Origin of the sequence: Thermoflexibacter ruber, from assembly GCF_900113045.1 — a bacterium.
In the GTDB taxonomy this organism is placed as follows: domain Bacteria; phylum Bacteroidota; class Bacteroidia; order Cytophagales; family Thermoflexibacteraceae; genus Thermoflexibacter; species Thermoflexibacter ruber.
The window spans coordinates 96,584-120,882 of record NZ_FONY01000015.1; the positions used below are offsets into that span (position 1 = coordinate 96,584).

Here is a 24,299-nt window from a genome sequence, read left to right on the forward strand (position 1 = left end):
ATTTTCTCTTAAATATTTTATGAAAAATTTTTTTATTTTTGTATTTGTATCATTTTTAGTTAGCCTATTGTCTTGTAGCTATAAAGAAGAAGATACATCAGAAATACAGCAGGAAGAAAAAGGCGGCCTAATACTAAGCTATGACTCTATTGCTATATCCATAGACTCCTCATATCTAAGGTTTTATAATCCACATTCTTTTCTCAAGATTAAAGACACTTTATTGTATTATGGCTATAATCACCACAATCATAGCATAGACTTATTTTCACTCAGTAATATCAGTATAATTAAAAAAATTAATTTGGACAAAGAAGGTCCTAATGGAGTTGCTGAAGCTCATTCTTTGTTTGTTTCCTCTCCAGATAGCTTGTTTATCTCAAATGAAAATGAAAGTACTTTATATCTTGTTTCAGGTAAAGGAAAAGTATTAAAAAAATGGGCTTTATGGAAGATTCTTCCTCAAAAGTTTTATGAAAAAAATAGATACAGCGCAACGCTTGAGTATCCTTTGATATATGACAAACATCAAAATACTGTTTATATACGCCTCTTTGATTATGAATATGGGAGTAAGAATCCAGATTATCAAAAAGGGTTTCAAAAGGCTATATTAGGAAAATTAAATCTAAGCAATAGCCAATTTACCATCTTACCCGTCTTTTATCCTGAAGATATACAAAAAAATTATAAGGGCTATTTACAGCATATGATGTGTATTTTCCCTTTATTAGACGAGGAGAATCGCCTTCAAAAGTTGTTTTTTACCTTTGCGGCATCTCCCAATATATCTTACTACGATGTGCAAAAGCAGCAGTATATAATAAGCGATGGTAAATCTACACTAACAGAGAATGAAATAGAAAATCTAAGTTGGGCAGATCGCCGTGATGAAGATAAAAAAATGCAGCACTTTGTAAAGCAAGTTAATTTTATGTTCACTGCTTTTGATGCTTCTTGTAATAGAGGGTACCGATTTCACTTAGGCAAGCTGCCTGAAGGAATTACAGATATGCGAAATTCGGTATTGAAACAAAAATTAGTTCTAACTATTTTCAATGAAAATCTTAAGATAATGAAAGAAGTAGATTTTGCTGCCCATCGCAATGTAGGACTCAGGTTTTTCTATCCTTTTAATGGTAAACTCTATATTCCTTGCTTTGATGAAAAACGAGAAGACTTGCTAAAATTCTTAATTGTTCAATTCAATGAAAAAGATTTGCAAAAATAGATTTCCAAAGATACTATTTTTTATACAAACTTTGTTTATTGTTTCTTGTATAAGTACAAGCAAAGACCCAGAGCAAGAATACATTAATTTTAAAAAGTTTCTTCAGGAAGAAGTAAAACTGAGGCAGAGCAGCAAGAATAGATATTTGATATTTTTGTTAAGAGAGGAAAATTGTTCTTGTAAGGAGGCTAATCTTCATTTTGTTAATAAAATTATTGAAAATAATACCGACTTTGATATAGTCATTATTGTCAAAAAAGAGAAAGATAGCAAAATACAAAACGCCTTTACTGCCAAAGACAGAGTGCTTACCTATTTTGAGGACGAAACAAAACTTTTGGAAAAGCACGGAAATATCTTTGTCGTAGATAAAGTTTTCGTTTTGGAAAATGAGAAACTTACTCGTGTATTCCATTTAGATAAAGAACATTATGAAGACATAGAGAAGTTTCTGAATGTGGCTGATGAATGATTTTGGCAGCCTTACTGTTGGTTGATTCATTAGCTTTTATTGTAATATCCTTAATGTTTCTTGAGATGAACCTGCATATCCAAGTATATTCTATTCCGAACTTAACTATTTCTATGGAAAATAAGTGAATGTTTGTCTATTTTAAACTGAAAAGGCAATGCCACCCGCATCTTTTACCACCGCTTAGGGCTTAGAGGTGAGATTAGCCAAGACAGTCCGAAAGAAATAGCAGAAAAGATACAAGAACTGCTCACCAATCCCCTTTACAAGCAAAATCTACAAGCCTTTAAGGAGAACACAGAAACAAAATATACAGAGGAAAGGGTGCTGACACTCTTTGAGGAGTTGATGAGAGAACCTGCTTGGGTTTAGGTAAAAAATCTATTAAAAAAACAACCATAACATACATCATTCCAAAGCAAAATACAAATCTTGTATGTAGAAACCATATAAAACTTAAAATATTAATAATCAACAAAATAATTCATAATTCATAATTCATAATTCATAATTCATAATTCATAATTCATAATTTTCTTGTTAAAAAGTTTGCAAAATACAAAATGCTTACATATAATTATAGGGTACTTTGGTACTTAGCTAAGTGAATCTGGAATCTGAAAATTATCAATCTTGTTGAAATTTTAAATCATTTAAATTTATGAAATCAAAATTGAAGAAAGTAGCATTACTTGTTCTCTTTTTTATAAGGGGAGGAATTCATTTTTTTAGTAGTGATGTCAGTAATAAAGCAGGTGCACAAACTAAAAAAACAAAAATCTGTTCTATATGGACGGTAAACGGATCTTCGTATAAAAAATGTGATGGAACAGGAACAAAATGCAACACCAAAGATGATTGCTAAAAAATAATTCACTAAATATAAAGAGTAGTGGATAGAGTTTGCCGCTACTCTTTGATTATATATGGTTCAGTTTTTATCTTTAAAATATTAATTATAAATAAGTTAGGAGTTTAGAGATTATATTTATAATTGCTGATGCATTTATAGAAAATCAGTAAATTTTTAAATTTCAAACAAAATATGAGAATTATTCTTTATACATTTCTTGCTACAATTCTTTTTTCTTGTCAAAAAGATAAACCTAAAAATACCATTCCTTCACAATTTACAGAGCAAGTTTTTCTTTTGGAAGACAAGGTGATTAATTTTCAACTCGATTCTTTAACTCCATTTGGTTCCCAATCCTTACAATTACTTTTAGAAGGAGATACTTCATATTTGGCTTATCTTAATGAACAGACTGGAATAATTTATTTGTATAATATTGAAAATCCTAAATCTGTTAAACAGATTGCTTTTCTTGAGAAAGAAAAGTATTTTTCTAAGATACATGGTATGTATATACATTCTTTAGATTCAATTTTTATTCACAATGGGTATAGACTTTTTCTGGCTAATGGGAAAGGGCATATAATTAGAAATTACTCCTTAATAGATAAATCTGCCTATAGTGTAAGTTCAAATCCTTCAATTGGAACATTAACTCCTGCAAAATTGATAGGAGATACATTATACATTAGTGCTATGCCAGATAAAGATTTTTACAATCCCAAGTATTTTGAAAGTGAAGAATTAAAAATACTATTAAATGTAAAAGATGGGCGTTTTAGATATACTTTTTCCTATCCTAATAGCTACCAAGGGTATATATGGGGTACAAACTTAGCTTATTTTTTTCATACCTATAATGAAAATACTAATAACTTCGTATATAGCTTCTCAATAGATGAAAAAATATATGTAACTAATCACAAGAATTCACTAAAATCCTTCTATGCGGGTAGCAAAAGTTTTACCAATTCAATGCCTATGACAACATTAACAAAAGATTTTCAGGAACAGTTCGAGTATTATTTAAGCCAACCCTCTTACTTTGCCATTTATTATGACAAATATAGAAAACTATATTATAGAATAGCTCACCACCCAGCAAAAGAAGAAGATATAATTAGTAAGAGTTATATTAAGCAAGCGTCTATTATAATTTTAGATAGCAGTTTCAATAAAATAGGAGAAACACTATTACCTAAATATGATTTCACGGAAACGATGTGTTTTATAAACAAAGATGGTCTTTACATTGCTAAACCCAATAAAAATGATGAAAATACACTCTCTTTTGTACTACTCAAAGTGGTTAATAAAAATTAATATTTATCACTTGATGCTTCTTCCTATCATGTTTCTTTTGCTGTTTTCTTGTAAAAAAGACGAAGACTTAAAGTTATATACTCAAAGAATAAGAGAATTTTATGATGCTACAGAATCTAATTTAAACCCAAATGTAAAAGGAATATTAGTAGTTCAATTAAATGGAGGATGTTCTGGATGTACAGGAACAGGTCTAAGTTTTATTAAAGAGAACTACAATAGTCCTAACGCCAATTTTATAGTAAGTAATTGGGGCAGTAAAATGATTAAGCTAAAATTGGGGAATGAAAAATTATTTATGAGTTCTCAAATATTAAAAGATGGACAGCAAATTGCTGTAAAACTAGGACTTATAAATACTTTTCCTGTTATTTATTATTTAAAAAATGGTATTGTAGTAGAAAAGATAATACTTGATGCTGAAAATATTTATGAAGAACTCGCTGAATTTAAACTTAGAATAACGCGCGACATAAAATGAACCTAAACATTATTCTTTTCCTCATCCATACCCTCGAGAGCCACTACACCCCCACTTTCCAACTTGCTAAACTACTCCAATCACAGGGCTATCAGGCAGTTTATGCCGTTCCAGAACGCTACAAGGCATACATAGAGGCACAGAGCTTTGCCACCATAGAGTTAGGAGGCTTCCCCTTCGGACTTGGCTTTGAACAAGACAATAGAGAGTTTGAAAAAAGCCAAGACCTTTATTTAGATGTACTTCTTGATAAAATCTCTAACCGCATCTACGAGGACAGAAAAGCAAAACTCTCTCAAATAGTAGAGGACTTACAACCCACTCTTATCTTGATAGATATGTGGGTAAGTACAGATTTCATTATCTTATACCCACTGCTTCAGAAGTATAGTATCAAAGTCGCTTTTCTCCAACCTATGCTTTCTACCTACCGCAAGCAGTTCTCCCCTCCCCTGTTTACTCCTCTCTTACCCAATGACAAAAAAGCAGTTCAAAAAGCATGGAAAGATTTTGAGTGGAAAGGGAAAATAAACCAACTCAAGCAAGTCATCTGCTACTTAGGGCATCACGATAGCAGGAAAGTAAAACAAAAATTCAAGGAAAATCTCTTACCAGAAAAGCACCAAATCCGCAAAGACAACCTGTATCACTACACCTTTGCAGGTATTCCTGAGTTTATCCTTGCCCCCGAAGAGTTGGAGTTTCCACCTTCCGAAAAGCGAGAAAACCAGCATTATTTGGGCAATATCCTATACCTTGACCGCAAGCAAACCGATATAGATGAAAGGTATGAAATGGTTTTAGGGAAAATCAAACAAAATAAAGCTCCCTCTCCTTTGGGAAGGGATGGGGTGGAGCAGCAACCTTTGATTTACTGCACTTTTGGTACGATGCACGAAAAGTATGAAAGTCAAATCATCTCTTTTTTACAAAAATTATTTTCAGTATTTTATCAAAAACCAGATTGGCAACTCCTCTGCACTGCCAATAAGCAAGTCAGAGATGCCCTTCAAAACACAGAATTACCCAATAATATTCATCTATTAAGCAAAGTCCCCCAATTAGCCTTATTGCCCAAAGTAGATGTATTCATTCATCATGGAGGTTTAGGTTCAGTCAAAGAAGCATTGCATTTCCAAGTGCCTACCCTCGTTTATCCTATCACCCCCACCTTTGACACCGAAGGCAATGCCGCCCGCATCTTTTACCACCGCTTAGGACTTAGAGGAGAGATTAGCCAAGACAGTCCGAAAGAAATAGCAGAAAAGATACAAGAACTGCTCACCAATCCCCTTTACAAGCAAAACCTGCAAGCCTTTAAGGAGAAAACAGAAACAAAATATACAGAGGAAAGGGTACTGACACTCTTTGAGGAATTGCTCAGAGAGCCTGCTTGGGTCTAAGCAAAAATTAGTAACCTTTTCCTATTTTTTCTTTCTCCTTAATTGCTTACTTTTGTTAGTAAATCTTACTTTTCTTATGCTCAAATCTATTTTTTACTATCTTGCTATCACAGTCGCATTTTCTGCCTGCCAAGATGCCTCTTCTATGGAAGAAGCCGCTAAAACCCTCTCTCAGACCTCTCCCCAAGAAAGAACTACCCTTGTGCAGGTAGCTATCTCGGAGGAAAAGCCCTTCCACTTGCAAGTGCTTGCCAATGGCAAGGTCAATGCCTTGCTGCAAAGCCAACTCTACTTCAAGGCACAGGGAACGATAGAAAAGATAAACATAGCCAATGGAGATAGGGTAAGAGCAGGGCAAACCTTAGCCGTATTGGACAATAGACAGCAAGCAGTTGCCTTAGAGCAAGCCCAAAACCAATACCGCAAGGCAGTGAACGACCTTAACCTCGAGATAGTAAACTATGGTGGTGTTGATAGAGATACTAACAGTGTAAAGCCTCACATTTTAAATGTGTTGAAAATCAAAGTAGGCTATAACGAAGCCCTGACCGCCATCAAAAATGCCCAAGTACAGTACGATAATACCTACCTGATAGCCCCTTATGGCGGTATCATTGCTAACCTCAAAGCTCGTCCTCACAATCCCGCACCCCTTAACGAGCCTTTCTGTACTTTGCTCAACAGGGACAACTTGGTGGTAGAAATCGCCATTTTAGAATCAGAGTTGGCTCATGTTCAGCTTGGGCAAAGTGCTACTATCCAGCCCATTACCTACCGTAGCAAGCATAGCTACCAAGGTAGGGTATTGGAAATAAACCCCATCGTAAGCGAGCAGGGGTTGGTGCGGGTAAAAGTAAAGATAGCAAACCCTGATGCCGAACTCTTAGAAGGCATGAACGTCAATGTAGTGATAGAAAAAATACTCCCTAAGTATGTCCTCGTCCCTAAGACGGCAGTAGTAGAAAGGTCAGGACGTAAAGTAGTCTTTACCCACGAAAAAGGATTGGCAAAATGGCACTATGTAACTGTGGTTCACGAAAATAGCCAAGTCATAGCTATCAGCGAGGGACTGAAGGCAGGCGAGCAGGTCATCATAGACGGCAACCTCAATCTGGGGCATGATGCCCCAGTGGAAGTAATGAAAAAAGAGCAGTAGTAAGCTTTTCCTATTTTTTGTCTTTTAACATTTCTGTATTTGCTTATGCAGGCATTCTTACTTATCTTGCATTTCTAAAAATACCAGCACACGCACACACGCACATAATTTTATTTTTTTACCAAACAAAATCTTTGAAAAATTACTATGCACTTACAAACTATTGCGATAGAAATAGAAGCTATCGGGAAACTAACAGAACGAGAAAGAAAGATTATGCAAATGCTCGCAGAGGGTATGCTTAATAAGCAAATTGCTGATATACTTCATATCAGCCCACACACCGTCAAAAACCACAAGGAAAACATCAAGACAAAGCTAAAAATAGCTGACTGCAATAGCCTACTCAAAGTAGCTATCAAGTACAACGAACATTGGGGCGTTTCTTGATTTTTTGAAATTTTAACTAAAAAATAGGAAAACTTTACTACTGAAAATCAGCAAATTAGTAACCTTTTCCTGTTGACTTTGCTGTTTTTCCTGCTTTACTTTATAGCGTACTTTGGTACTTAGCTAAGTGAATTTTGAGTTCTTAAAATTATCAATCTTTAAAAAGTCAAATTTAAAAAAATTTAAAAACATGAAAAATAAAGGAAAATTAAAACTTGTTGGACTATTCTTAGGACTACTAATAACACTTGCTAACTTCTCTACTGTCCAATCTGACGGAAGCAGTATGATAAAAAGATACAAACCAGAAGTATGTGTAAAAGCTGGAGTACATGGTGCAAAATGTACTACCCCAAGCCCAAGTGGCTCTTGTGATACTGAGGCAAATTGTGATATAGTTCCTATAGTTTAGGCGTACCAAACATCTATTTACCTATTCATCTATCCATTTTTAAAATTATGTTGTTATGAAAAAATTTCTTTTAATAATGTCCTTAATGCTGATTACTTGCTACATAAGCGATGATGTCCATGGAGAGGGCGGTCCTGCCCAGCCCAAGCGTTATCATTTAGTTATTTGTTATAGTGAAAGAGGCATACCCGCAGCAGGTTGTGCGATTGCAGATTGGTCAGGTCCTTGTGATAGACCACAAAAATGTGAATATGCACAAAACTAATACCCAGTCTTAGTATTTGAAGTGTCTTGGCTTACTAAAATAAGTCAAGGCACTTAACTTACACTTGAAAAATATTAAATAAAGTCTTTTATCTATTACTACTCATAAAATAAATAGCAAAGTTACTATGATACTGACTTCAATAAAAAAGCCTTTATACATTGGATTAATTAATATATTATTAGTCTTCTGTATTTGCTGTACTGATAAACATGCAGAGCAACAGGCTCATTCCACAGCTAATAAGGCAATTGAATTTGTTATAGACTCTATTACTATCTCTACTGACTCTACTTTTCTAAGCTTTTATGATACCTATTCTGTTATTAATGTTGCAGGTAAACCTACCTTTTATGGCTATAATCACAAAAGGCACAGCATAGACATTCTTAGCTTAGAAGGAAATGACCAGAGAAATAGGATTGTCTTGCAAAAGGAAGGTCCTGATGGCATAGATGATTTATACTCTATCCATGTTCAGTCTCCTGACAGTATTTTTATCTCTACCCAAACATCATTTTATTTAGTTTCTAGCGAGGGGCGTCTTCTGAACAAGTGGAACGTGGAAGCTGATAATATTGCTTTTTTTAGCAAGAACGCACTTCATATTACTGCTGAAACGCCTATCTCTTACGACAGTCATAATAAAATAATCTATGCTAAAATAGTGCCTTATGACAGAAATATCTCTGGGCAAAAAACCTATCGAATGCCTATACTTGGGAAATATAACCTTAATAATAAGACCTTTACTGCACTACCTGTATATTTTCCAAAAGCCTATCAAGAGGAGTATAAAGGATTTCTTGACAAAGTAAAAATGAGTAATAGCTACCATAAAGGAAGATTAAAGCGCATATACTTTACTTTTGGAGCTATGTCTTCTTTAGCCTATTATGATGTAGAAAAAGAGAAATACCTATTGACAGATGCTCCATCGATAATCACTGATAATGAAGCTCCCAGTTTAGCTTGGAGCGACGCAAACAATATAGACAAAAAGATGCGACATTTTATCAACAATGTATTTTTTGGGAATACGGTCTATGAGGCAGGAATAGGTATAGGATTTAGACTTCATCTCGACAAACTTCCAAGTAATGTAACAGACCTGCGTAATGCTGCATTAAAAAGAAAACTTATTTTGACTGCCTTTGATAGTAGTCATCATATTTTAAAAGAAGTAGATTTTCCTATTAGAAACGTAGCACGTGAATTTGCTTTTGTAGCAAATGGGAGGCTTTATCTACCAATGTGGAGTATAAACCCAAAAGACGAAGACGAAAATAAACTCAAATTCTTGATTTTGAATGTAAAATATGAGGAAAGCAATTAAACATTGGCTATTGCTTGTTTATTTGGCTACTTCGTGTGTGCAAGAACGTAATCAAGTAGAAGAAATAGATGAACACTTCATCAACTTTTTAACCCAAGAGATAAACTTTGACATGAAAAGCAAGGGTAAATGGGGAATAGTCATACTACAAGGCAGTGATTGCGCTTGTAAAGAAGCTAATCATTTGTTTATTAATAGCTTAATAAGAAAATTTAAGAACATTAATTTTGTTATCATTGCTAAGAATGATATAGAGAATAGAATAAAAACTACGATAACTATGCGATCTAACATTAGTATTTATTTTGAAGATAACGACCAATTATTAGAAAAACATGGTAATTTATTTGTCGGAGATAAAATCTTTATTTTTGAAGATGGAAGTTTTACTCAAACGCTTAACATTGAAAAAGATAATTATGAAGTTATAGAAGATTCTTTTATGTAATTATATATACTTGTAATTAATTTCTCAAATCTATTTGAAAACTTGCTCAAAAAACCCACCTAAACTATTAGTTGCTTTTTCCCACTTTTCCCGCTTTTTAACACTTCCCTACTTGCAAAAGTGGCTAAGTTTGCTTAGCTTTGAATTACTGTAAATAAATACTACACGCACATAGAGAGGTTACACACAGATAGTTCCTTTTACTAAAACCTTTTTTCTTTCCTATGTTAAATCCTGCAAATCCGCTCACTAAAACTGAGCAAAGAATCTTTGAAGTGATTGGAAGTGGCATTATTAGCAACAAGGCTATTGGGAACAGGCTGAGCATCAGCCAGCATACTGTAAAGAACCATAAAGAAAACATCAAGCAAAAACTGAAGCTAACTACCTGCCAAGAACTTTTGGAGTTAGCTGTGCAGAGTAAGCAATTTTCGCCAGAGGAAAAGACAGAAGAATGAAAAAATAGTAACATATTACTACTCATTATCAGCAAATTAGTAAAATTTTCCTATTGACTTTGCTATTTTCCCTGCTTTACTTTGTAGCGTACTTTGGTACTTAGCTAAGTGGTTGCTGCAATGGTAAAATTGAAAACCTTGTTGGAAATTTAAACTACTCAAATTTATGAAATCAAAATTGAAGAAAATTGGGATAGTTGCTTTGCTTTTGGTAACGGGCAGTCAAGAGCAAGTAATGAAAATGTTTGGTGAAAGTGCTGCACCTGTGTCTAATGAGGTGAAGGCACAGACTTATGTTCCACAAAATTTTTGGCAGTTTTATTACTGCACTACACCTAAGGGGCGAGTGGGAGGCGAATGCGCGAGTTGGGGAAATTGTCTAAGTCAACAGTCTTGCGGATAGATTTTTATTAAAATGAGTGAGTAGAAATAGTTTTTATTCACTCATTTTATTTTACTGCTTTTACAACATGTGTGCAAATAACCCAATAATCCCTATGATGAAGCCAATCACTGCCTTTTGTATAATTTTCATACCTTTACTTTTTATTTTGAGTTGTAATAATTCGGAAAAAGCATTTGTTAATGATAATGAGTTTACTTTAGTTGAGGTTGATACAGTACATATCCCAATAGACACTGTCACTACTCCTTATGATATTTCTATAAGCCATTATACAGATGATAGAAGCAAGATAGAATATCTAATATTGATGAATAGAAAAAATAATAGCCTACAATTTTATGATTGGGCTACCCAAAAACTTTATAAAACTGTTTCCTTGGAAAGAGAGGGTCCGAATGGTGTAGGTGGAGCCTTGTCTTTCCATTTTCAAAGTTGGGATTCTATCTATGTATTGGCAAGCTACCACTATCGCTTGTCTTTGATAGATACTACTGCCAAAGTCAAACAGAAATATAGACTTCTCAAAACTGATATGAAGTTGGATGAAGGGAGGGTATCTCGCCCTCAAGGAGAGTATTCCGCCTTACCTTCCTCTAATTATATGAACCCTTTGATAAAAGTTGGAAGTTTTATTTACATGACAGGTGTACCTGATTTGAATATAAACAGCCTTGAATATTATAAGAAAGGGAGAATAGGTATCCAACTTAGTTTAGAGAATGGGCAAATAGAATATTACAAAGATTATCCTCAAATGTACAGAGATAAATACTTCTTTCCTCCTCAATATATTACCAAATTCAGTAGTACGTATATTCCAAATAAGAATAAAATAATTTATAGTTTTCCCATAGATGAAAACTTATATGAGTTAGACTTAAAAACAGGGAATATAAATGCTATAATTCCTGATAAAAGCCAATATTTTAAAGAATTAAAGCCAATTTCTAAAAAAGCAGACAGAGATATGAATACTGATTATTTATATTCTGTTAATAATGTTAGTTATGAAAGGATTATTTATGACCAATATAGAAAAGTCTATTATCGCTTTACAAATATTCCAAACACAAAAAAGAAAGATGAATATGATAATCAGCCTTATGTAGTTCATTCTGTTGTTATTTTAGATGAAAACTTGAAAAAATTAGGAGAAACAATCTTGAATGAAAGATATACAGTAGGTTATCATCTGTGCCTACCTGATGGCTTGTATTTGCAAAAATATAATTTTAGTGAAGATGAAATTGCATTTGTAAAGTTTACACTGAAAAATTAGAGATATGAGATACATCGGCATACTTTTTTTCATCTTACTATTCGGGTGTAGTTCAAACCCCAATAAAGAACGAGAAGAAAAATTAATAGATTTATTACAATCGTATCAGTTAGGTAGTAGTTTAGATAAATCTATTTACCTTATCACTATTACAGGTGGGTGCGGTGGTTGTATGCAAGAAGCCGCCACATTCATAAGAACAAATGTAAAAGACAATCGCTATTTGTTTATTATCAGCACTGACTCGAGAAAAGCAGTGAGTCTTGACTTTGAATATCATGTAAGGCAAAGTCCTAATTTTTTGATTGATACCAAGCTATTAGCACAAAAATATGAATTAGTAGAGATAGAGCATCCTGTGATATATTTTTGCAAAAATAAAAAAGTGGTAGATATACGTGAACTTACTTACCAAAATGCAGATAGCTTATTCAGCTATATAAATAATTTTCTGGACAATCTATGAAAAATATCTTACTACTATTACATATTTTTGAGAGCCACTACACCCCCACTTTCCAACTTGCTAAACTACTCCAATCACAGGGCTATCAGGCAGTTTATGCCGTCCCAGAACGCTATAAGGCACACATAGAGGCACAGGGTTTTACTTCCATAACTTTACTTGGCTTCCCCTTTGGACTTGGTTTTGAGAAGGACAACAGAGAGTTTGAAAAAAGCCAAGACCTTTACTTAGATGTACTCCTTGACAAAATCTCTAACCGCATTTACGAGGACAGAAAAGCAAAACTCTCTCAAATAGTAGATGCCCTACAACCCACTCTTATCCTGATAGATATGTGGATAAGTACAGATTTGATAATGGTGTACCCCAAAGTTTGGACAAATAAAGCTACAAGAACTGCTCACCAATCCCCTTTACAAGCAAAACCTACAAACCTTCAAAGAAAAAACAGAAGCAAAATATACAGAGGAGAGAGTGCTGACCCTCTTTGAGGAGTTGATGAGAGAACCTGCCTGGGTTTAGGTGAAAACTCTATTAAAAAAACAACCATAACATACATCATTCCAAAGCAAAATACAAATCTTATATATAGAAACTACACAAAACATAATACTCTAATAATCAACAAAATAATTCATAATTCATAATTCATAATTTTCTTGTTAAAAAGTTTGCAAAATACAAAATACTTACATATTATTGTGCTGTATTTTGGTACTTAGCTAAGTGGTTGCTGCAATGATAAAATTAGAAATCTTGTTGAAATTTTAAATCATTTAAATTTATGAAATCAAAATTGAAGAAAGTGGGAATTACTTTATTGCTTTTTATTGGAATAGTTATTTTTTCTGAAATGGAACATCTAAAAGCACAGCAACCGCCAGGACCAGCTTCAGACCCAGGTGTTAAAGTAGAGCTACCTCGTGCGCTTTACGCTTGCGTTTGCCCTATCACTGTTGATAATTGTAGGTGTATTCGTGAAAAAGATAACAATCAATAAGTGAGATATTATACTATATTTTTTCCAGACTTCTTCTGAAAGAGTCTATTTCTTTCTTTTCTTGAATATAAGAGGGATACGTTTATAGGTGATTTTTAGAAGAAGTCTTATGTGTATATAAAGTGTTTAAGCAAGGTTTACATTATGCTAAATACGTCATTTTGAAACATAAGCAGTAGATTTATTCTTGCTTTTCAAATATTGAATCTTAATAATGAGCATGATTAGAAAATCAATTTATTTGCTAATATTGGTAAGTGTAGGTTGGGCTTGCCGAGAAAAAGAATCGCCAAAAGACATTAATTCTTTGAAAATGGAAAACTTAAAATCTTTCCAAATTAAAATAATTGATTCCATAAAAGTTAATTTCAGAGGTTCTTACGTTGTGCCTGTGGATATCAATTCTACCAACGGTAATATGTTAATTGTTGATAAAATAAAACCTCAAAAAGTAATCCAGACTGATAGAGATGGTAAAATAATTAATGAGATTTTTCTACAAGGCGAAGACGGCGATAAAGTTGGTAAAATTGTGAGTAATATTGGATATTTTGATGCCAACACTATTGTAGCCGCAGGAATGCGTGGTTACTATTTTTATGATTTCAATGGTACTTTGATTCGTAAAGTAGATGCTTTTAACGCAGAAGCAGGTGTGTTTTATTATAAAATAAAACGCTTAAACTACAAGAACGATACCATATTAGTATCTACTTTTAGGAGTGTATTTTCTAAACAAGAAATTATAGATAACTCTGGTAGGAAAGTTTCTGATAAAATTAAATTTTTTACTTGTCATAATCTTAACACAAATCAATATCATGTTCTCATCGGGCATGAACCTTCAAGCATTTTTTTAAAAACCAATTTTCAATATGAAGTAAGACCATATTTTGACTTGGGAGAAAATAACCTTATTTACACTATTTTCAACCCTGAGAACAAAGTGTACGTCTATAGCTATGCAGGGAATGATGTCCTGCTAAATAAAAAAATATCTATTGTAAGTTCTTACTTTCAAGTCCCTTACATGAAAGAGTATGGTGATAAAACCTTTCAATGGGAGAAAAGTATGTTCGTCAATAGTCAAATATTAGGCATATATACAGGCTATCAACTGGGTATTATATCCTACAAGACAGGGATTCCAGAGCATATTTATGATGAAATGCAGACCAAAAGTCAACTGAGTGATTTACTCCTACAATATAGAAAGCATTTCGCTGTACTCCTTGATGTCAAAGAAGGTAAACAAATATCACAAGACATAGAGCTACCTAAGAATACTGTAGAAGTGCTTGGTTTCAGAAGTTCAAATGAGCTAATTCTTCTACCCGACTTAGGTATTTTCGAAGACCCTAATCAAACCACATTTTATGTTGGAAAATTGGAAGAAATCAAATAAAATATTGATTTTAAATTTATTTTTTGTACATATAATTAGCAGTTGTAATATGTTTGTTGATAATGCAGACAAAGAATATTTAACTAAACTTCTCAACGATAGTTTGTCAACGGACATAGAAGATAATGAAGAGATAATTGTATTGACAGGTTATACTTGTTTAACTTGTTACGACAATAAAAAATTGGTTTATTCAATAAATCAATATGCAGGTCAGTCAAATAAACCTCTGATAGGTATAGTATTTAGCAAAATAAGTTTTCACAATGAATTGGAAAATCTCAGAAGTCATACAGCAAAAAATATTAATTGGATAGAAACCAATAATATAGATTTAATGATACTCCTTAGTCGTATTACCAACGACAAAGACGGTCCTTATTACATTAAATTTGAAAATAAGGAAGTCATAGAAATTACGGCTTTTTGATTTGATTATACATGCACCCCTTTACAAGCAAAACCTACAAACCTTCAAAGAAAAAACAGAAGCAAAATATACAGAGGAGAGAGTGCTGACCCTCTTTGAGGAGTTGATGAGAGAACCTGCTTGGGTTTAGGTGAAAACTCTATTAAAAAAAGCAACCATAACATACATCATTCCAAAGCAAAATACAAATCTTATATATAGAAACCACACAAAACTTAAAACATTAATAATCAATAAAATAATTCATAATTCATAATTCATAATTCATAATTCATAATTCATAATTCATAATTCATAATTCATAATTTTCTTGTTAAAAAGTTTGCAAAATAAAAAATACTTACATGTTATTGTGCTGTATTTTGGTACTTAGCTAAGTTGTTTTTGCAATGGTAAAATTGAAAACCTTTTTGGAATTTTAAATCATTTAAATTTATGAAAAATAGCAAAAAAGCATTGTTACTCGGCTTTGCATTGAGCATGGCAGTATTGTCTTGGGTATATCCGCAGAGGGAAACAAAGGCATACCCTCCACAATTTCACCCTCAGCAGAAAGAGTGTAAGATAGGAGGCGTAGTGGTTAGTTATGGGGCAGATTGTATTCCGGGTGGGACTTATTGCATGGCTAATCCATGTCCTCAAACACCACCACAACAATAAATATCTTTTATTGGCTCTTTATAACAAAGAGCCAATATGCTCAACTTTACTTAATTTAAAAATCTAAATTATGGAGTTAAAATATTATTTTTTATTTCTTATATTTATTATTTTCTTTTCTTGTGAAAATCAAAAAACTGTAGAAAACAATAATGAAAAAGAGAAAACCCATATCATTGATTTAACTTCTTTAAAAAAAGAAGATGAAGCACTTATTCCTCCCATACAATCCATTAATTTACTTCCTATTAAAATAGATACTTCTCATTTGATTGCTCATATTGATAAAATTTTCTACTACCACCATAAACTATTTATCATAGACCCAAAAATGAAATCCATCAATGTACTGGACACTTTGGGCAGTTTTCTTTACAAAATAGGCAATATAGGAGAGGGACCTGGTGAATATACGTCTATTTATGGAATTACTATGAACAAAGAAAAAGAAGAACTATTATTATTCTCAATGGAAAAACGTAAAATGATAAAATATGCCTTAGATGGCAGATTTTTAGAAGAAAAAGACATCCCTCTGTTCATTTATGATTTTTTAGTATTACATAATGAGGAACTCATTGTTTATCTAAATTATAATGGAGATGAAAAAAACAATCATAACTTGCTGATGTTGGATAAAAACTATAACATACAAGAAAATTATTTCCCTTTCGATTATAAAGACTATTTATCAATTAGCTTCTCTGGTGGTATTAGTTTAACAAATGATGGCTTTTTGTATGCTTCTGCCTTATCCGATACAATTTTCCAATACTCTTCCAAGCAGTTTTTCCCAAAGTATATTCTAAAATTTGAAGGGCAAGAAATTCCTTCTGAATATAAAGTATCTGCTTCAAAAAAAATGGATTTTATTGGACGAAATCTTAGTTCCGTTTCATACGCCAAAAACGGCTTTATAAAGTTAAAACAGTTCTTATTTCTACCCTATAATGAAAAGAGTAGGCTCAAATTTCTTATTTATGATGAAAATACGCAGACAGTTTATACCAAAGAGGTCTTGGAAGCTAATCATGTTGCATTTCAAATGTTATCTTGGAATAACCCCTTCATAGGTATCAAAGATGAAAACACCATTATCGGACTAATAGATAGCGAAAAGGTAGAATATCTGAAGAAAAATGACCCCAATTTCATGGAACGCCTCAAACAAACCCCATATTACGACCAGATTAGCCAAATGCAAGATGACAATGCTTTCATCTTAGCTTTCATTACTTTAAAATAAAATGCAATCTTATGAACAAGAAATTGAGCAATATTATCTTCTATATTGTTGTTTTTCTGCTTATCGGCTTTGCCATAAGCAATTTTCTCTTTGCAAATCAGCCTAAGCCTTTAACCGCCATACAAGCAAGCACAAATTACATACAGATAGATAATATCAGGCTTGGGCAAGTAAAAGATACAATTATCTATCTCAAAAATATAGGTAACGAAGCGTTGCAATTAGATACTATTGGTACAGACTGTGGCTGTACGGTGGCAAAGTGGCATAAAAATGCTGTAAAAGTAGGAGAACAAACACCGATTACTGTTCGCTTTGAAGCAAAAGAAGAAGGGATAGTCTTGAAAAAACTACAAATTTACGCCAATATAGAGCCAAATCCTTTTACTATCAACCTCAAAGCGATGGTGAAACGGAAGGAATGATTCCTAATTTAGTAACCTTTTCCTATTTTTTCTTTGCTTTCCCTTGCTTACCTTTGCCTACTATGGTCAAGTTCTTGCTTTTTCGCCCTATTGCTGTACTTATTACTACGCTTTCGGTAGTTGCTCTGGGGCTACTCACTTTTTCGCAGATTCCCATTTCCCTCCTGCCCGAAATCGCCATTCCAGAGATTACGGTGCAGGTCAGCTACCCCAATACCTCTGCTCGTGAGCTGCACAAGGCGATAGTCAAGCCATTCAAAAACCAACTCTTGCAGGTCAATCACTTGGCAGACCTCCAAGCAGAAAGCAGAGATGGCTTAGCTGTCATCAAGCTATTATCTTTTGATTACGGCACAAACATTAATCTTGCTTACATAGAAACCAATGAGAAAATAGATGCACTGATGGGTAGCCTACCTCACGATACGCCCCCACCCCAAAGTCATCAAGGCAAGTGCTTCCGATATTCGCCTTGAGTTGTCTGTGAGATACAGACAACGACAGAAAAAAATATACACAAAAAAGAGTGCTAACACTTTTTGAGGAATTGAGTTGATGAGAGAACCTGCTTGGGTTTAGGCAAAAAATACTATTAAAAAAACAACCATAACATACATCACTCCAAAGCAAAATACAAATCTTGTATATAGAAAGCATATAAAATATAACACATTAATAATCAGCAAAATAATTCATAACTCATAATTCATAATTCATAATTCATAATTCATAATTTTCTTGTTAAAAAGTTTGCAAAATATAAAATACTTACATATTATTGTGGCGTACTTTGGTACTTAGCTAAGTAGTTGCCGCAATGATAAAATTGAAAACCTTGTTGAAATTTTAAATCATTTAAATTTATGAAATCAAATCGCACCGTTGCACGGTTGAGGAAAATTGGGGTAATTAGCTTATTCCTTATCAATTTGATTAGCACTTCTGGTATGCGAGAAGTAAAAGCAAGCGATGAGGAAGATTTAGAGGAAGGCTATACTGTTTGCAGATGTCATACCTCTACCCATACCTGCGAGCAGGGTAACATTATTTCTTTTAGAAGAAGATGTATTTGTGGCACTTTTCATTGTTAGTCTTTTAACTTTTTAAATTGAAAACACATGAAAAATAAGTTGAAAAAAGCAATATTCTTGCTAAATTTTATACTGATGGTGTCTTTACCTGTATTAAGCGGAGATGAAAATGAAGAGATAGATGGTTCTTGCTGTGTTTGTCGTTGCCATTCAAGCACAAATTCTTGCTTAGTTGGTAATAAAATCTCTTTTAGACCACGATGCAATTGTGTTACTTGTTAAGCAAACGCAAGGAAAGGTAACAATCTAATATCTTATAAAGTAAGATATGATAATGATTTTACCTTTCCTTTTCTCTAACCATTAATTAATTGTGAAAATTAGGTAATTATCATAATAATACCTCTTGTAATTCGACTTAAACTTGCCACTACCTAAAATTATTTTAACAATAATGAACCTTATAGGATATTGCTTATTATTTTTGGCGACTTTTTTGATGGCTTCATGTGATTATTTGTCAAATGAGTCAAATAATCAAGTACTTAATTTGGTCAGAAGCAAAGAGAATCTATTATTCCAAGAAATAAAAATAGATACAATTTTGGTTAATCACCCTAACAGTTCCTACCAAGGTTTTTTTGAATATGATGCGCAAGGGTTATATTTTTTTGATAAATTGTTTGCAACAGCCTCTCAGTTTGATAAGGCAGGAAATTATATCAATTCGTATTTAGGAAAAGGGCAAGGTCCCAAAGAAGTGCCTCAAATACAGAATCATCTAAAAATAGGGCAAAACCATTATATATTCTCTGGCTACTCTATTTACGTATATGACCAGAATTGGGAAAGGATAGCCACCAAAGTAATTAATTGGAATCCTGAAAAATCAGTCAAAGAATTAGAAGAAAATCCGAAGCCTGAATATAGAGGCATTTATGAAATCAAATATTTTGGTAATAAGTATGCAACAATAGACAACAAGTATGTAGTTTTTAATATAGAATCTACTCACCCCAAATTCAATGGCTTTTTTAGTAACGTAAGTCAAGAATATTATAAAAAAGCGAAAATATTTGCAAAAATGGATTTAGTAAAAGCTACCGTAGAGGAATTAGGGGGCAACTATTCTGCACTTTATACTAAAAACAATGCTATTCCTAATTTTGACTTTCAGCATTACGATATTGCCAATGACAGCATTTTTGTAGGTTTTGAAGCAGACTCCTTAATATATGTGTATGATAAAAAATTTAAACTTTGCTATGCCTTTGGACGAAACGGTAGGCAAATAAAACAGCACTATTCAAAAACACAGACTTATGAGCAGGCAATGGCAATATTTGCCGAAGAACGCATTAAAAATGGTTTTTATGATGATATAAAATACTTCCCAGACCAGTCAATCTTGTTTAGATGCTATACTAAAGGAACAGATAGCATTACAGCCAATAATAACCCAAGAAGAATGCAAATATACCATCATACTACTCTGATAGCCGAGGTGGATGTTCCCTATCAATTTAGGGTCATCGGCTTTGATGGAAAGTATTACTATGCTGATGGGTATGCAGACGAAGAGAAAGAAAAATTAGGGTTTTATAGATTTACTTTAAAATAATTGACCATGAAAAGATTATCTCTTGTATTCGTTTCTCTGTTTTGGTATCTTGTAGCCCAAGCCCAAGTAACCTTACCCTTAGCTGGTAAAATCGTAGATGCTCAGACGGGTAAAGCGGTGGCATACGCAAGTATAGGAATTGTAGGAACTAATGTAAGTACTGTTACTAATGAAATGGGAGATTTTAGGTTAAATATTGCTTCTGACTATCTTAATGAATACCTAACAGTGCATTGTCTTTCTTATAAAACCTATCAGGTTCAAATTTCATCAATAAAAGACCCCAACCACTTGCTCATTGCTTTGGAAGTACAAGAAAAAGTTTTAAAGCAAGTGGTGGTTCGCCCTACACTTACTCCAGAAAAAATATTAGAAAAAGTTATCCAGAATTTAAAAAAGTATCATGCTTCGGAAGCATACGAGCAAACTATCTTTTTTAGAACCACTACGCAAGTGAATAACATCTATAATGGTATGGCAGAAGCTGTAGCGGATATATACAATGGAGGCTATAAAGAGGCTTATGCAAAAGATAAATATCAGTACTTGAATAGTGATATAGAAATAATAAAAGAATTAAGACAGACCCATTATTCACTAAAATATACCGCTAAAGGAGACCCTAAATGTGGTATTAAAATTTATGATATGCTCAGAATAAAAAAAGACCTTATACATAGAGGCGTCCTTAACAAGGATAATATCAACAAAATGAAGTTTAGTATCAATGAGCATACCTCTTTTAGTGGGAAAGAAGTCATCGTAATTCATTTTACGCCCAAAGAGAAATACATTGCTAAACTGAATGATAAGCCATTTAGAGAAATCCAAGAATTGCTATACTCAGGAAAAATATATATAGATTGGGAAAATTTGGTTCTTTTAAAAATTGAAGTCAGCACCTCAGACTTTACCAAACAGTACATAGCAAGCCAAGATAAATACCGCCGCCATAAAGCAAAACCATTACAGAAAGATATTTCTTTGCAATTTACTGAATATCAAGGGAAATACTATTTACAATACATGAAATATACAGATGAATATGAAGACTATGGCTGGTCAGATAGCGATTCTTTTGCAATAGTAAAACATCAAGCAGAATTTATTGTGAATTATCTAAAAGTACATACCCTAATCGAGGCATCTCTTAGGTCAAAATATGGGAATATAGAGCATTATGAAGATGTCAAAATACTTCATAATCAGGATACCCCCCCAATACCCTATCATAGCCTATTTTGGCAAAGCTATGTATGCCCACCTTTTAATAACTGGGATAAATTAAAAACAGACTTAGAAAAAAAGTTTGGTTCTTTAGAAAAGCAATTTGTGAAAAACAGTGAGCTACCTGAAATTACACAAGAGGAGATAAAAGCCATTCAAAGCAAGTATGACCCTGAGTTCCTACGACAGATAAATAAAAAAGCATATTAACTTAAAAAATTACTAACCAAAACCGATGAGATACTGTCTGTTCCTAAGCATTGTATCCGTTTTGTTGTATTTTTCTTGCAATCTACGAAAATCTAATACTGAGAAAGAAACAAGCCAAGTAGATAGCAAACATTATTTGAATAATAGCTTGAGTAATAATAAGTTGGATATACAAATACAAGCTAATGAAAAAAATATACGAATGTATCCTATCCTATATCTACCTCAAAAAGATACTATTATTCAAGTAAAAAAAGAAAGTACAGTAAGTATAAAAATACCTTTTAAAAATAACGGGAATAATGACCTGATACTGAACAATGTAACTTCTAATTGTGGTTGTACTATTGCTGACTTTCCCCAAACACCAATACGAGTAGGGGTAGAGAGCTATATAGAAGTACATTATAGTAGCCATGGCAAAAACATTAGAGAGGAAAATCAACCCATTATTATAGAGTCAAACTCAGAAAAGAGATTTGCAAAATTCAATATTAAGATAATTATCTCTGAATAAAGACTTGCAGTTAGCCTGTTTTATTTTAGTAACCTTTTCCTATTTTTTCTTTGCTTTCCCTTGCTTACCTTTGCCTTATGGTCAAGTTCTTGCTTTTTCGCCCTATTGCTGTGCTGATTACTACGCTTTCTGTAGTTCCTGTGGGGCTACTTACTTTTTCGCAGCTTCCTGTTTCCCTCCTGCCCGAAATCGCTATCCCAGAGATTAGGGTGTAGGCTACCTCAAGAGTTTAGCGAAGCGACTCTACGCAGAAGGGGTAGTTTAAAAAATTGCTTAAAAATACCAAAACATACATTAATAAAAATAACAAGTAATAATTTTTAAAAACAAGACATTAAAATATAAAACATTCATAATCAAAAACATAATTCATAATTCATAATTCATAATTCATAATTCATAATTCATAATTTTCTTGTTAAAAAGTTTGCAAAATACAAAATGCTTACATATTATTGTAGCGTACTTTGGTACTTAGCTAAGTGAATCTGGAATCTGAAAATTATCAATCTTGTTGAAATTTTAAACTACTCAAATTTATGAAAAATAGCAAAAAAGCATTGTTACTCGGCTTTGCATTGAGCATGGCGGTATTGTCTTGGGTATATCCACTGAAACAAGTAAAAGCTGAATTTGGAAAGAGACCGCATCCTATACCTTGTTATCATCAAGATACTTGTATTCCTGTATCTGCAGGAGCTGATTGTGTTCCCGGTTCAATGGGGTGTATCCCTAATCCGTGTCCTCCAGGAACCACTCCTATGCTATAAAAAAATTGCTTCTATTTAGGCTCGTTTATCAGAGTAGATAAACAAGCCTTCTTTCTTATAAAATGTTTTAATTTATTACTTTCACTCAAACTCATGAAAAAGAAACACCTCTTTGTACTACTGCTTTATTTTTGTTTCACATCATGCTATCATGAAGAAAAGAGAGGATTTAACTCCCTGCATCATGAGCATATCAGACACATAGACTTATCTCTTGCCACACCTCAACCCGCTATTAGTCTAATTGATAGCATCCATCTAATTTCCATAAAGTTAGATACTACCAACATTATCTCAAGAATAGATAAAGTGATTTTCTATAAAAATAAACTACTGGTTGTAGATAAAAATTATAAATCAATCCAAGTTTTAGATTTATCTGGAAGTTTTCTATGCAAAATAGGGGGATTAGGAGAAGGACCTGGGCAATATACCACAATAGATGGAGTAAACATTGATGAGCAAAACAATAGGGTGATTATTTTTTCTGCAGCAAAACAAAAATTCATATTTTTTTCATTAGACGGTTTTTTCGTAGAAGAAAAAAATATGCCCGTATTTGTTGAAAATTTTTTGTTACTTCCCAATAACAAAATTGCAATTTATACAGATTTTAATCCAGCAAAAGAGAGCAAAAATTATGATTTAATGATACTTAATAAAGATTATACAATCATAGAAGAATTTGCGCCATTTAGGAGAGAGGAAGCATTAGGTAATGGAGATTCAGGAAACATAACAGGTAATAAAATAGGATTTCTTTACTCACCAACTTTGTCAGATACTATTTATCAATATGTTAAAAATAGTATCTACCCTAAATACCAGTTAAAATTTAAGAATAAAGTAGTTCCCCAAAAATATAGAAAAAATATTGAACTTTTCCAACAATACTTTATAAAAAATATTAATAATTTGGCTTTCCTACGAAAAAGTTTTTGGGAGTTAGATTCTTCTTTCCTCCTTCTTCCTTACCTCGATGGAAAACTAACCTTTGCAATTTATGACAATCATTCCAAATTAGTTTACAAAGAAACTGAACTGATAGCCATGCACCCAATTTTTGAGGTAGTGAGTAGTTTTTCTCCTTTTATAGGAGTAAAAGATGATAAAACCTTTATTAGCTTGATAGACAATAGAAAAGTGTTGAAATTAAAAAATGACACCTCTTTTATGCAAAGAATCAAAAAAACCCCATATTACGACCAGATTAGCCAAATGCAAGATGACAATACTTTCATCTTAGCTTTCATTACTTTAAAATAAAATGCAATCTTATGAACAAGAAATTGAGCAATATTATCTTCTATATTGTTGTTTTTCTACTTATCGGCTTTGCCATAAGCAATTTTCTCTTTGCAAATCAGCCTAAGCCTTT

General features: G+C 32.9%; 32 protein-coding genes. All 32 read left to right on the forward strand.

Annotated features, from left to right (window positions below; genetic code table 11):
• The first annotated feature begins 19 nt into the window (after nucleotides 1–19).
• The 32 genes from BM141_RS09790 to BM141_RS09935 all read left to right on the forward strand — a co-directional run bounded on the left by BM141_RS09790 (nucleotide 20) and on the right by BM141_RS09935 (nucleotide 24,187).
• Nucleotides 20–1,231: a DUF4221 family protein gene (locus BM141_RS09790; RefSeq protein ID WP_091544677.1), complete on the forward strand. Its 1,212-nt coding sequence runs from the start codon at nucleotides 20–22 to the stop codon at nucleotides 1,229–1,231.
• 31 nt (nucleotides 1,232–1,262) lie between these two features.
• Nucleotides 1,263–1,703: a hypothetical protein gene (locus BM141_RS09795; RefSeq protein WP_143090875.1), complete on the forward strand. Its 441-nt coding sequence runs from the start codon at nucleotides 1,263–1,265 to the stop codon at nucleotides 1,701–1,703.
• 661 nt (nucleotides 1,704–2,364) lie between these two features.
• Nucleotides 2,365–2,568: a hypothetical protein gene (locus tag BM141_RS09800; RefSeq protein WP_091544682.1), complete on the forward strand. Its 204-nt coding sequence runs from the start codon at nucleotides 2,365–2,367 to the stop codon at nucleotides 2,566–2,568.
• A 180-nt stretch (nucleotides 2,569–2,748) separates the two neighbouring features.
• Complete coding sequence (locus BM141_RS09805; RefSeq protein WP_091544685.1) at nucleotides 2,749–3,879, forward strand: DUF4221 family protein; 1,131 nt, start codon at nucleotides 2,749–2,751, stop codon at nucleotides 3,877–3,879.
• Between the two features lie 13 nt (nucleotides 3,880–3,892).
• Nucleotides 3,893–4,360: a hypothetical protein gene (locus BM141_RS09810; protein ID WP_143090876.1), complete on the forward strand. Its 468-nt coding sequence runs from the start codon at nucleotides 3,893–3,895 to the stop codon at nucleotides 4,358–4,360.
• Nucleotides 4,357–5,763 carry a glycosyltransferase gene (locus BM141_RS09815; protein ID WP_091544691.1) on the forward strand — a complete coding sequence of 469 codons (1,407 nt, stop codon included), beginning with the start codon at nucleotides 4,357–4,359 and terminating at the stop codon, nucleotides 5,761–5,763. The genes BM141_RS09810 and BM141_RS09815 overlap by 4 nt, the downstream gene beginning before the upstream one ends.
• 76 nt (nucleotides 5,764–5,839) lie before the next feature.
• Nucleotides 5,840–6,919: an efflux RND transporter periplasmic adaptor subunit gene (locus tag BM141_RS09820; protein ID WP_091544695.1), complete on the forward strand. Its 1,080-nt coding sequence runs from the start codon at nucleotides 5,840–5,842 to the stop codon at nucleotides 6,917–6,919.
• A gap of 147 nt (nucleotides 6,920–7,066) precedes the next feature.
• Nucleotides 7,067–7,309: a response regulator transcription factor gene (locus tag BM141_RS09825; protein WP_091544698.1), complete on the forward strand. Its 243-nt coding sequence runs from the start codon at nucleotides 7,067–7,069 to the stop codon at nucleotides 7,307–7,309.
• A gap of 190 nt (nucleotides 7,310–7,499) precedes the next feature.
• Nucleotides 7,500–7,721, forward strand: coding sequence for a hypothetical protein (locus BM141_RS09830; protein WP_143090877.1), 222 nt, complete (start codon nucleotides 7,500–7,502; stop codon nucleotides 7,719–7,721).
• 55 nt (nucleotides 7,722–7,776) lie between these two features.
• Nucleotides 7,777–7,986 carry a hypothetical protein gene (locus BM141_RS09835; protein ID WP_091544705.1) on the forward strand — a complete coding sequence of 70 codons (210 nt, stop codon included), beginning with the start codon at nucleotides 7,777–7,779 and terminating at the stop codon, nucleotides 7,984–7,986.
• 127 nt (nucleotides 7,987–8,113) lie between these two features.
• The gene (locus tag BM141_RS09840) at nucleotides 8,114–9,322 is read left to right on the forward strand and encodes a DUF4221 family protein (protein WP_091544708.1); all 1,209 of its coding nucleotides are present in this window, start codon (nucleotides 8,114–8,116) and stop codon (nucleotides 9,320–9,322) included.
• Nucleotides 9,306–9,770, forward strand: a complete 465-nt coding sequence (locus BM141_RS09845) for a hypothetical protein (RefSeq protein WP_091544711.1) — start codon at nucleotides 9,306–9,308, stop codon at nucleotides 9,768–9,770. The genes BM141_RS09840 and BM141_RS09845 overlap by 17 nt, the downstream gene beginning before the upstream one ends.
• 224 nt (nucleotides 9,771–9,994) lie before the next feature.
• The gene (locus tag BM141_RS09850; protein ID WP_091544714.1) at nucleotides 9,995–10,228 is read left to right on the forward strand and encodes a response regulator transcription factor; all 234 of its coding nucleotides are present in this window, start codon (nucleotides 9,995–9,997) and stop codon (nucleotides 10,226–10,228) included.
• 166 nt (nucleotides 10,229–10,394) lie between these two features.
• Nucleotides 10,395–10,631 (forward strand): hypothetical protein, encoded by a 237-nt coding sequence (locus tag BM141_RS09855; protein WP_091544718.1) that lies wholly within the window; start codon nucleotides 10,395–10,397, stop codon nucleotides 10,629–10,631.
• Between the two features lie 94 nt (nucleotides 10,632–10,725).
• Entirely contained in the window at nucleotides 10,726–11,913 is a 1,188-nt protein-coding gene (locus BM141_RS09860; protein WP_177217331.1) for a DUF4221 family protein, read from the forward strand.
• 4 nt (nucleotides 11,914–11,917) lie between these two features.
• On the forward strand, nucleotides 11,918–12,379 hold the full coding sequence (locus tag BM141_RS22580; protein ID WP_143090878.1) for a hypothetical protein: 462 nt from the start codon (nucleotides 11,918–11,920) through the stop codon (nucleotides 12,377–12,379).
• Nucleotides 12,376–12,870, forward strand: a complete 495-nt coding sequence (locus tag BM141_RS09870) for a glycosyltransferase family protein (protein WP_091544725.1) — start codon at nucleotides 12,376–12,378, stop codon at nucleotides 12,868–12,870. Before BM141_RS22580 ends, BM141_RS09870 begins: the two co-directional genes overlap by 4 nt.
• A 293-nt stretch (nucleotides 12,871–13,163) precedes the next feature.
• On the forward strand, nucleotides 13,164–13,379 hold the full coding sequence (locus BM141_RS09875) for a hypothetical protein (protein WP_091544727.1): 216 nt from the start codon (nucleotides 13,164–13,166) through the stop codon (nucleotides 13,377–13,379).
• A 220-nt stretch (nucleotides 13,380–13,599) separates the two neighbouring features.
• Nucleotides 13,600–14,784, forward strand: a complete 1,185-nt coding sequence (locus tag BM141_RS09880) for a hypothetical protein (RefSeq protein WP_177217332.1) — start codon at nucleotides 13,600–13,602, stop codon at nucleotides 14,782–14,784.
• A gap of 49 nt (nucleotides 14,785–14,833) precedes the next feature.
• Nucleotides 14,834–15,214, forward strand: a complete 381-nt coding sequence (locus tag BM141_RS09885; protein ID WP_143090879.1) for a hypothetical protein — start codon at nucleotides 14,834–14,836, stop codon at nucleotides 15,212–15,214.
• A 1-nt stretch (nucleotide 15,215) separates the two neighbouring features.
• Entirely contained in the window at nucleotides 15,216–15,344 is a 129-nt protein-coding gene (locus tag BM141_RS23655; RefSeq protein WP_262509453.1) for a hypothetical protein, read from the forward strand.
• A gap of 305 nt (nucleotides 15,345–15,649) precedes the next feature.
• Entirely contained in the window at nucleotides 15,650–15,874 is a 225-nt protein-coding gene (locus BM141_RS09890; protein WP_143090880.1) for a hypothetical protein, read from the forward strand.
• Between the two features lie 70 nt (nucleotides 15,875–15,944).
• On the forward strand, nucleotides 15,945–17,120 hold the full coding sequence (locus BM141_RS09895) for a 6-bladed beta-propeller (RefSeq protein ID WP_091544736.1): 1,176 nt from the start codon (nucleotides 15,945–15,947) through the stop codon (nucleotides 17,118–17,120).
• 11 nt (nucleotides 17,121–17,131) lie between these two features.
• A complete protein-coding gene (locus tag BM141_RS09900; RefSeq protein WP_091544738.1) occupies nucleotides 17,132–17,545 on the forward strand; it encodes a DUF1573 domain-containing protein in 414 nt (137 codons plus the stop codon).
• The gene (locus tag BM141_RS09905) at nucleotides 17,542–18,021 is read left to right on the forward strand and encodes an efflux RND transporter permease subunit (protein WP_221407663.1); all 480 of its coding nucleotides are present in this window, start codon (nucleotides 17,542–17,544) and stop codon (nucleotides 18,019–18,021) included. The genes BM141_RS09900 and BM141_RS09905 overlap by 4 nt, the downstream gene beginning before the upstream one ends.
• A 387-nt stretch (nucleotides 18,022–18,408) precedes the next feature.
• Nucleotides 18,409–18,636: a hypothetical protein gene (locus tag BM141_RS22585; protein ID WP_143090881.1), complete on the forward strand. Its 228-nt coding sequence runs from the start codon at nucleotides 18,409–18,411 to the stop codon at nucleotides 18,634–18,636.
• A 394-nt stretch (nucleotides 18,637–19,030) separates the two neighbouring features.
• Nucleotides 19,031–20,197, forward strand: coding sequence for a hypothetical protein (locus tag BM141_RS09915; RefSeq protein ID WP_091544742.1), 1,167 nt, complete (start codon nucleotides 19,031–19,033; stop codon nucleotides 20,195–20,197).
• A gap of 6 nt (nucleotides 20,198–20,203) precedes the next feature.
• Entirely contained in the window at nucleotides 20,204–21,634 is a 1,431-nt protein-coding gene (locus BM141_RS09920) for a carboxypeptidase-like regulatory domain-containing protein (protein ID WP_091544744.1), read from the forward strand.
• Nucleotides 21,635–21,659: 25 nt separating this feature from the next.
• A complete protein-coding gene (locus tag BM141_RS09925) occupies nucleotides 21,660–22,151 on the forward strand; it encodes a DUF1573 domain-containing protein (RefSeq protein WP_091544746.1) in 492 nt (163 codons plus the stop codon).
• A 77-nt stretch (nucleotides 22,152–22,228) separates the two neighbouring features.
• Complete coding sequence (locus BM141_RS22590; RefSeq protein WP_143090882.1) at nucleotides 22,229–22,366, forward strand: efflux RND transporter permease subunit; 138 nt, start codon at nucleotides 22,229–22,231, stop codon at nucleotides 22,364–22,366.
• Nucleotides 22,367–22,690: 324 nt separating this feature from the next.
• Entirely contained in the window at nucleotides 22,691–22,921 is a 231-nt protein-coding gene (locus BM141_RS09930) for a hypothetical protein (RefSeq protein ID WP_091544748.1), read from the forward strand.
• A 93-nt stretch (nucleotides 22,922–23,014) separates the two neighbouring features.
• Complete coding sequence (locus BM141_RS09935) at nucleotides 23,015–24,187, forward strand: 6-bladed beta-propeller (RefSeq protein WP_091544749.1); 1,173 nt, start codon at nucleotides 23,015–23,017, stop codon at nucleotides 24,185–24,187.
• Nucleotides 24,188–24,299: the final 112 nt, after the last annotated feature.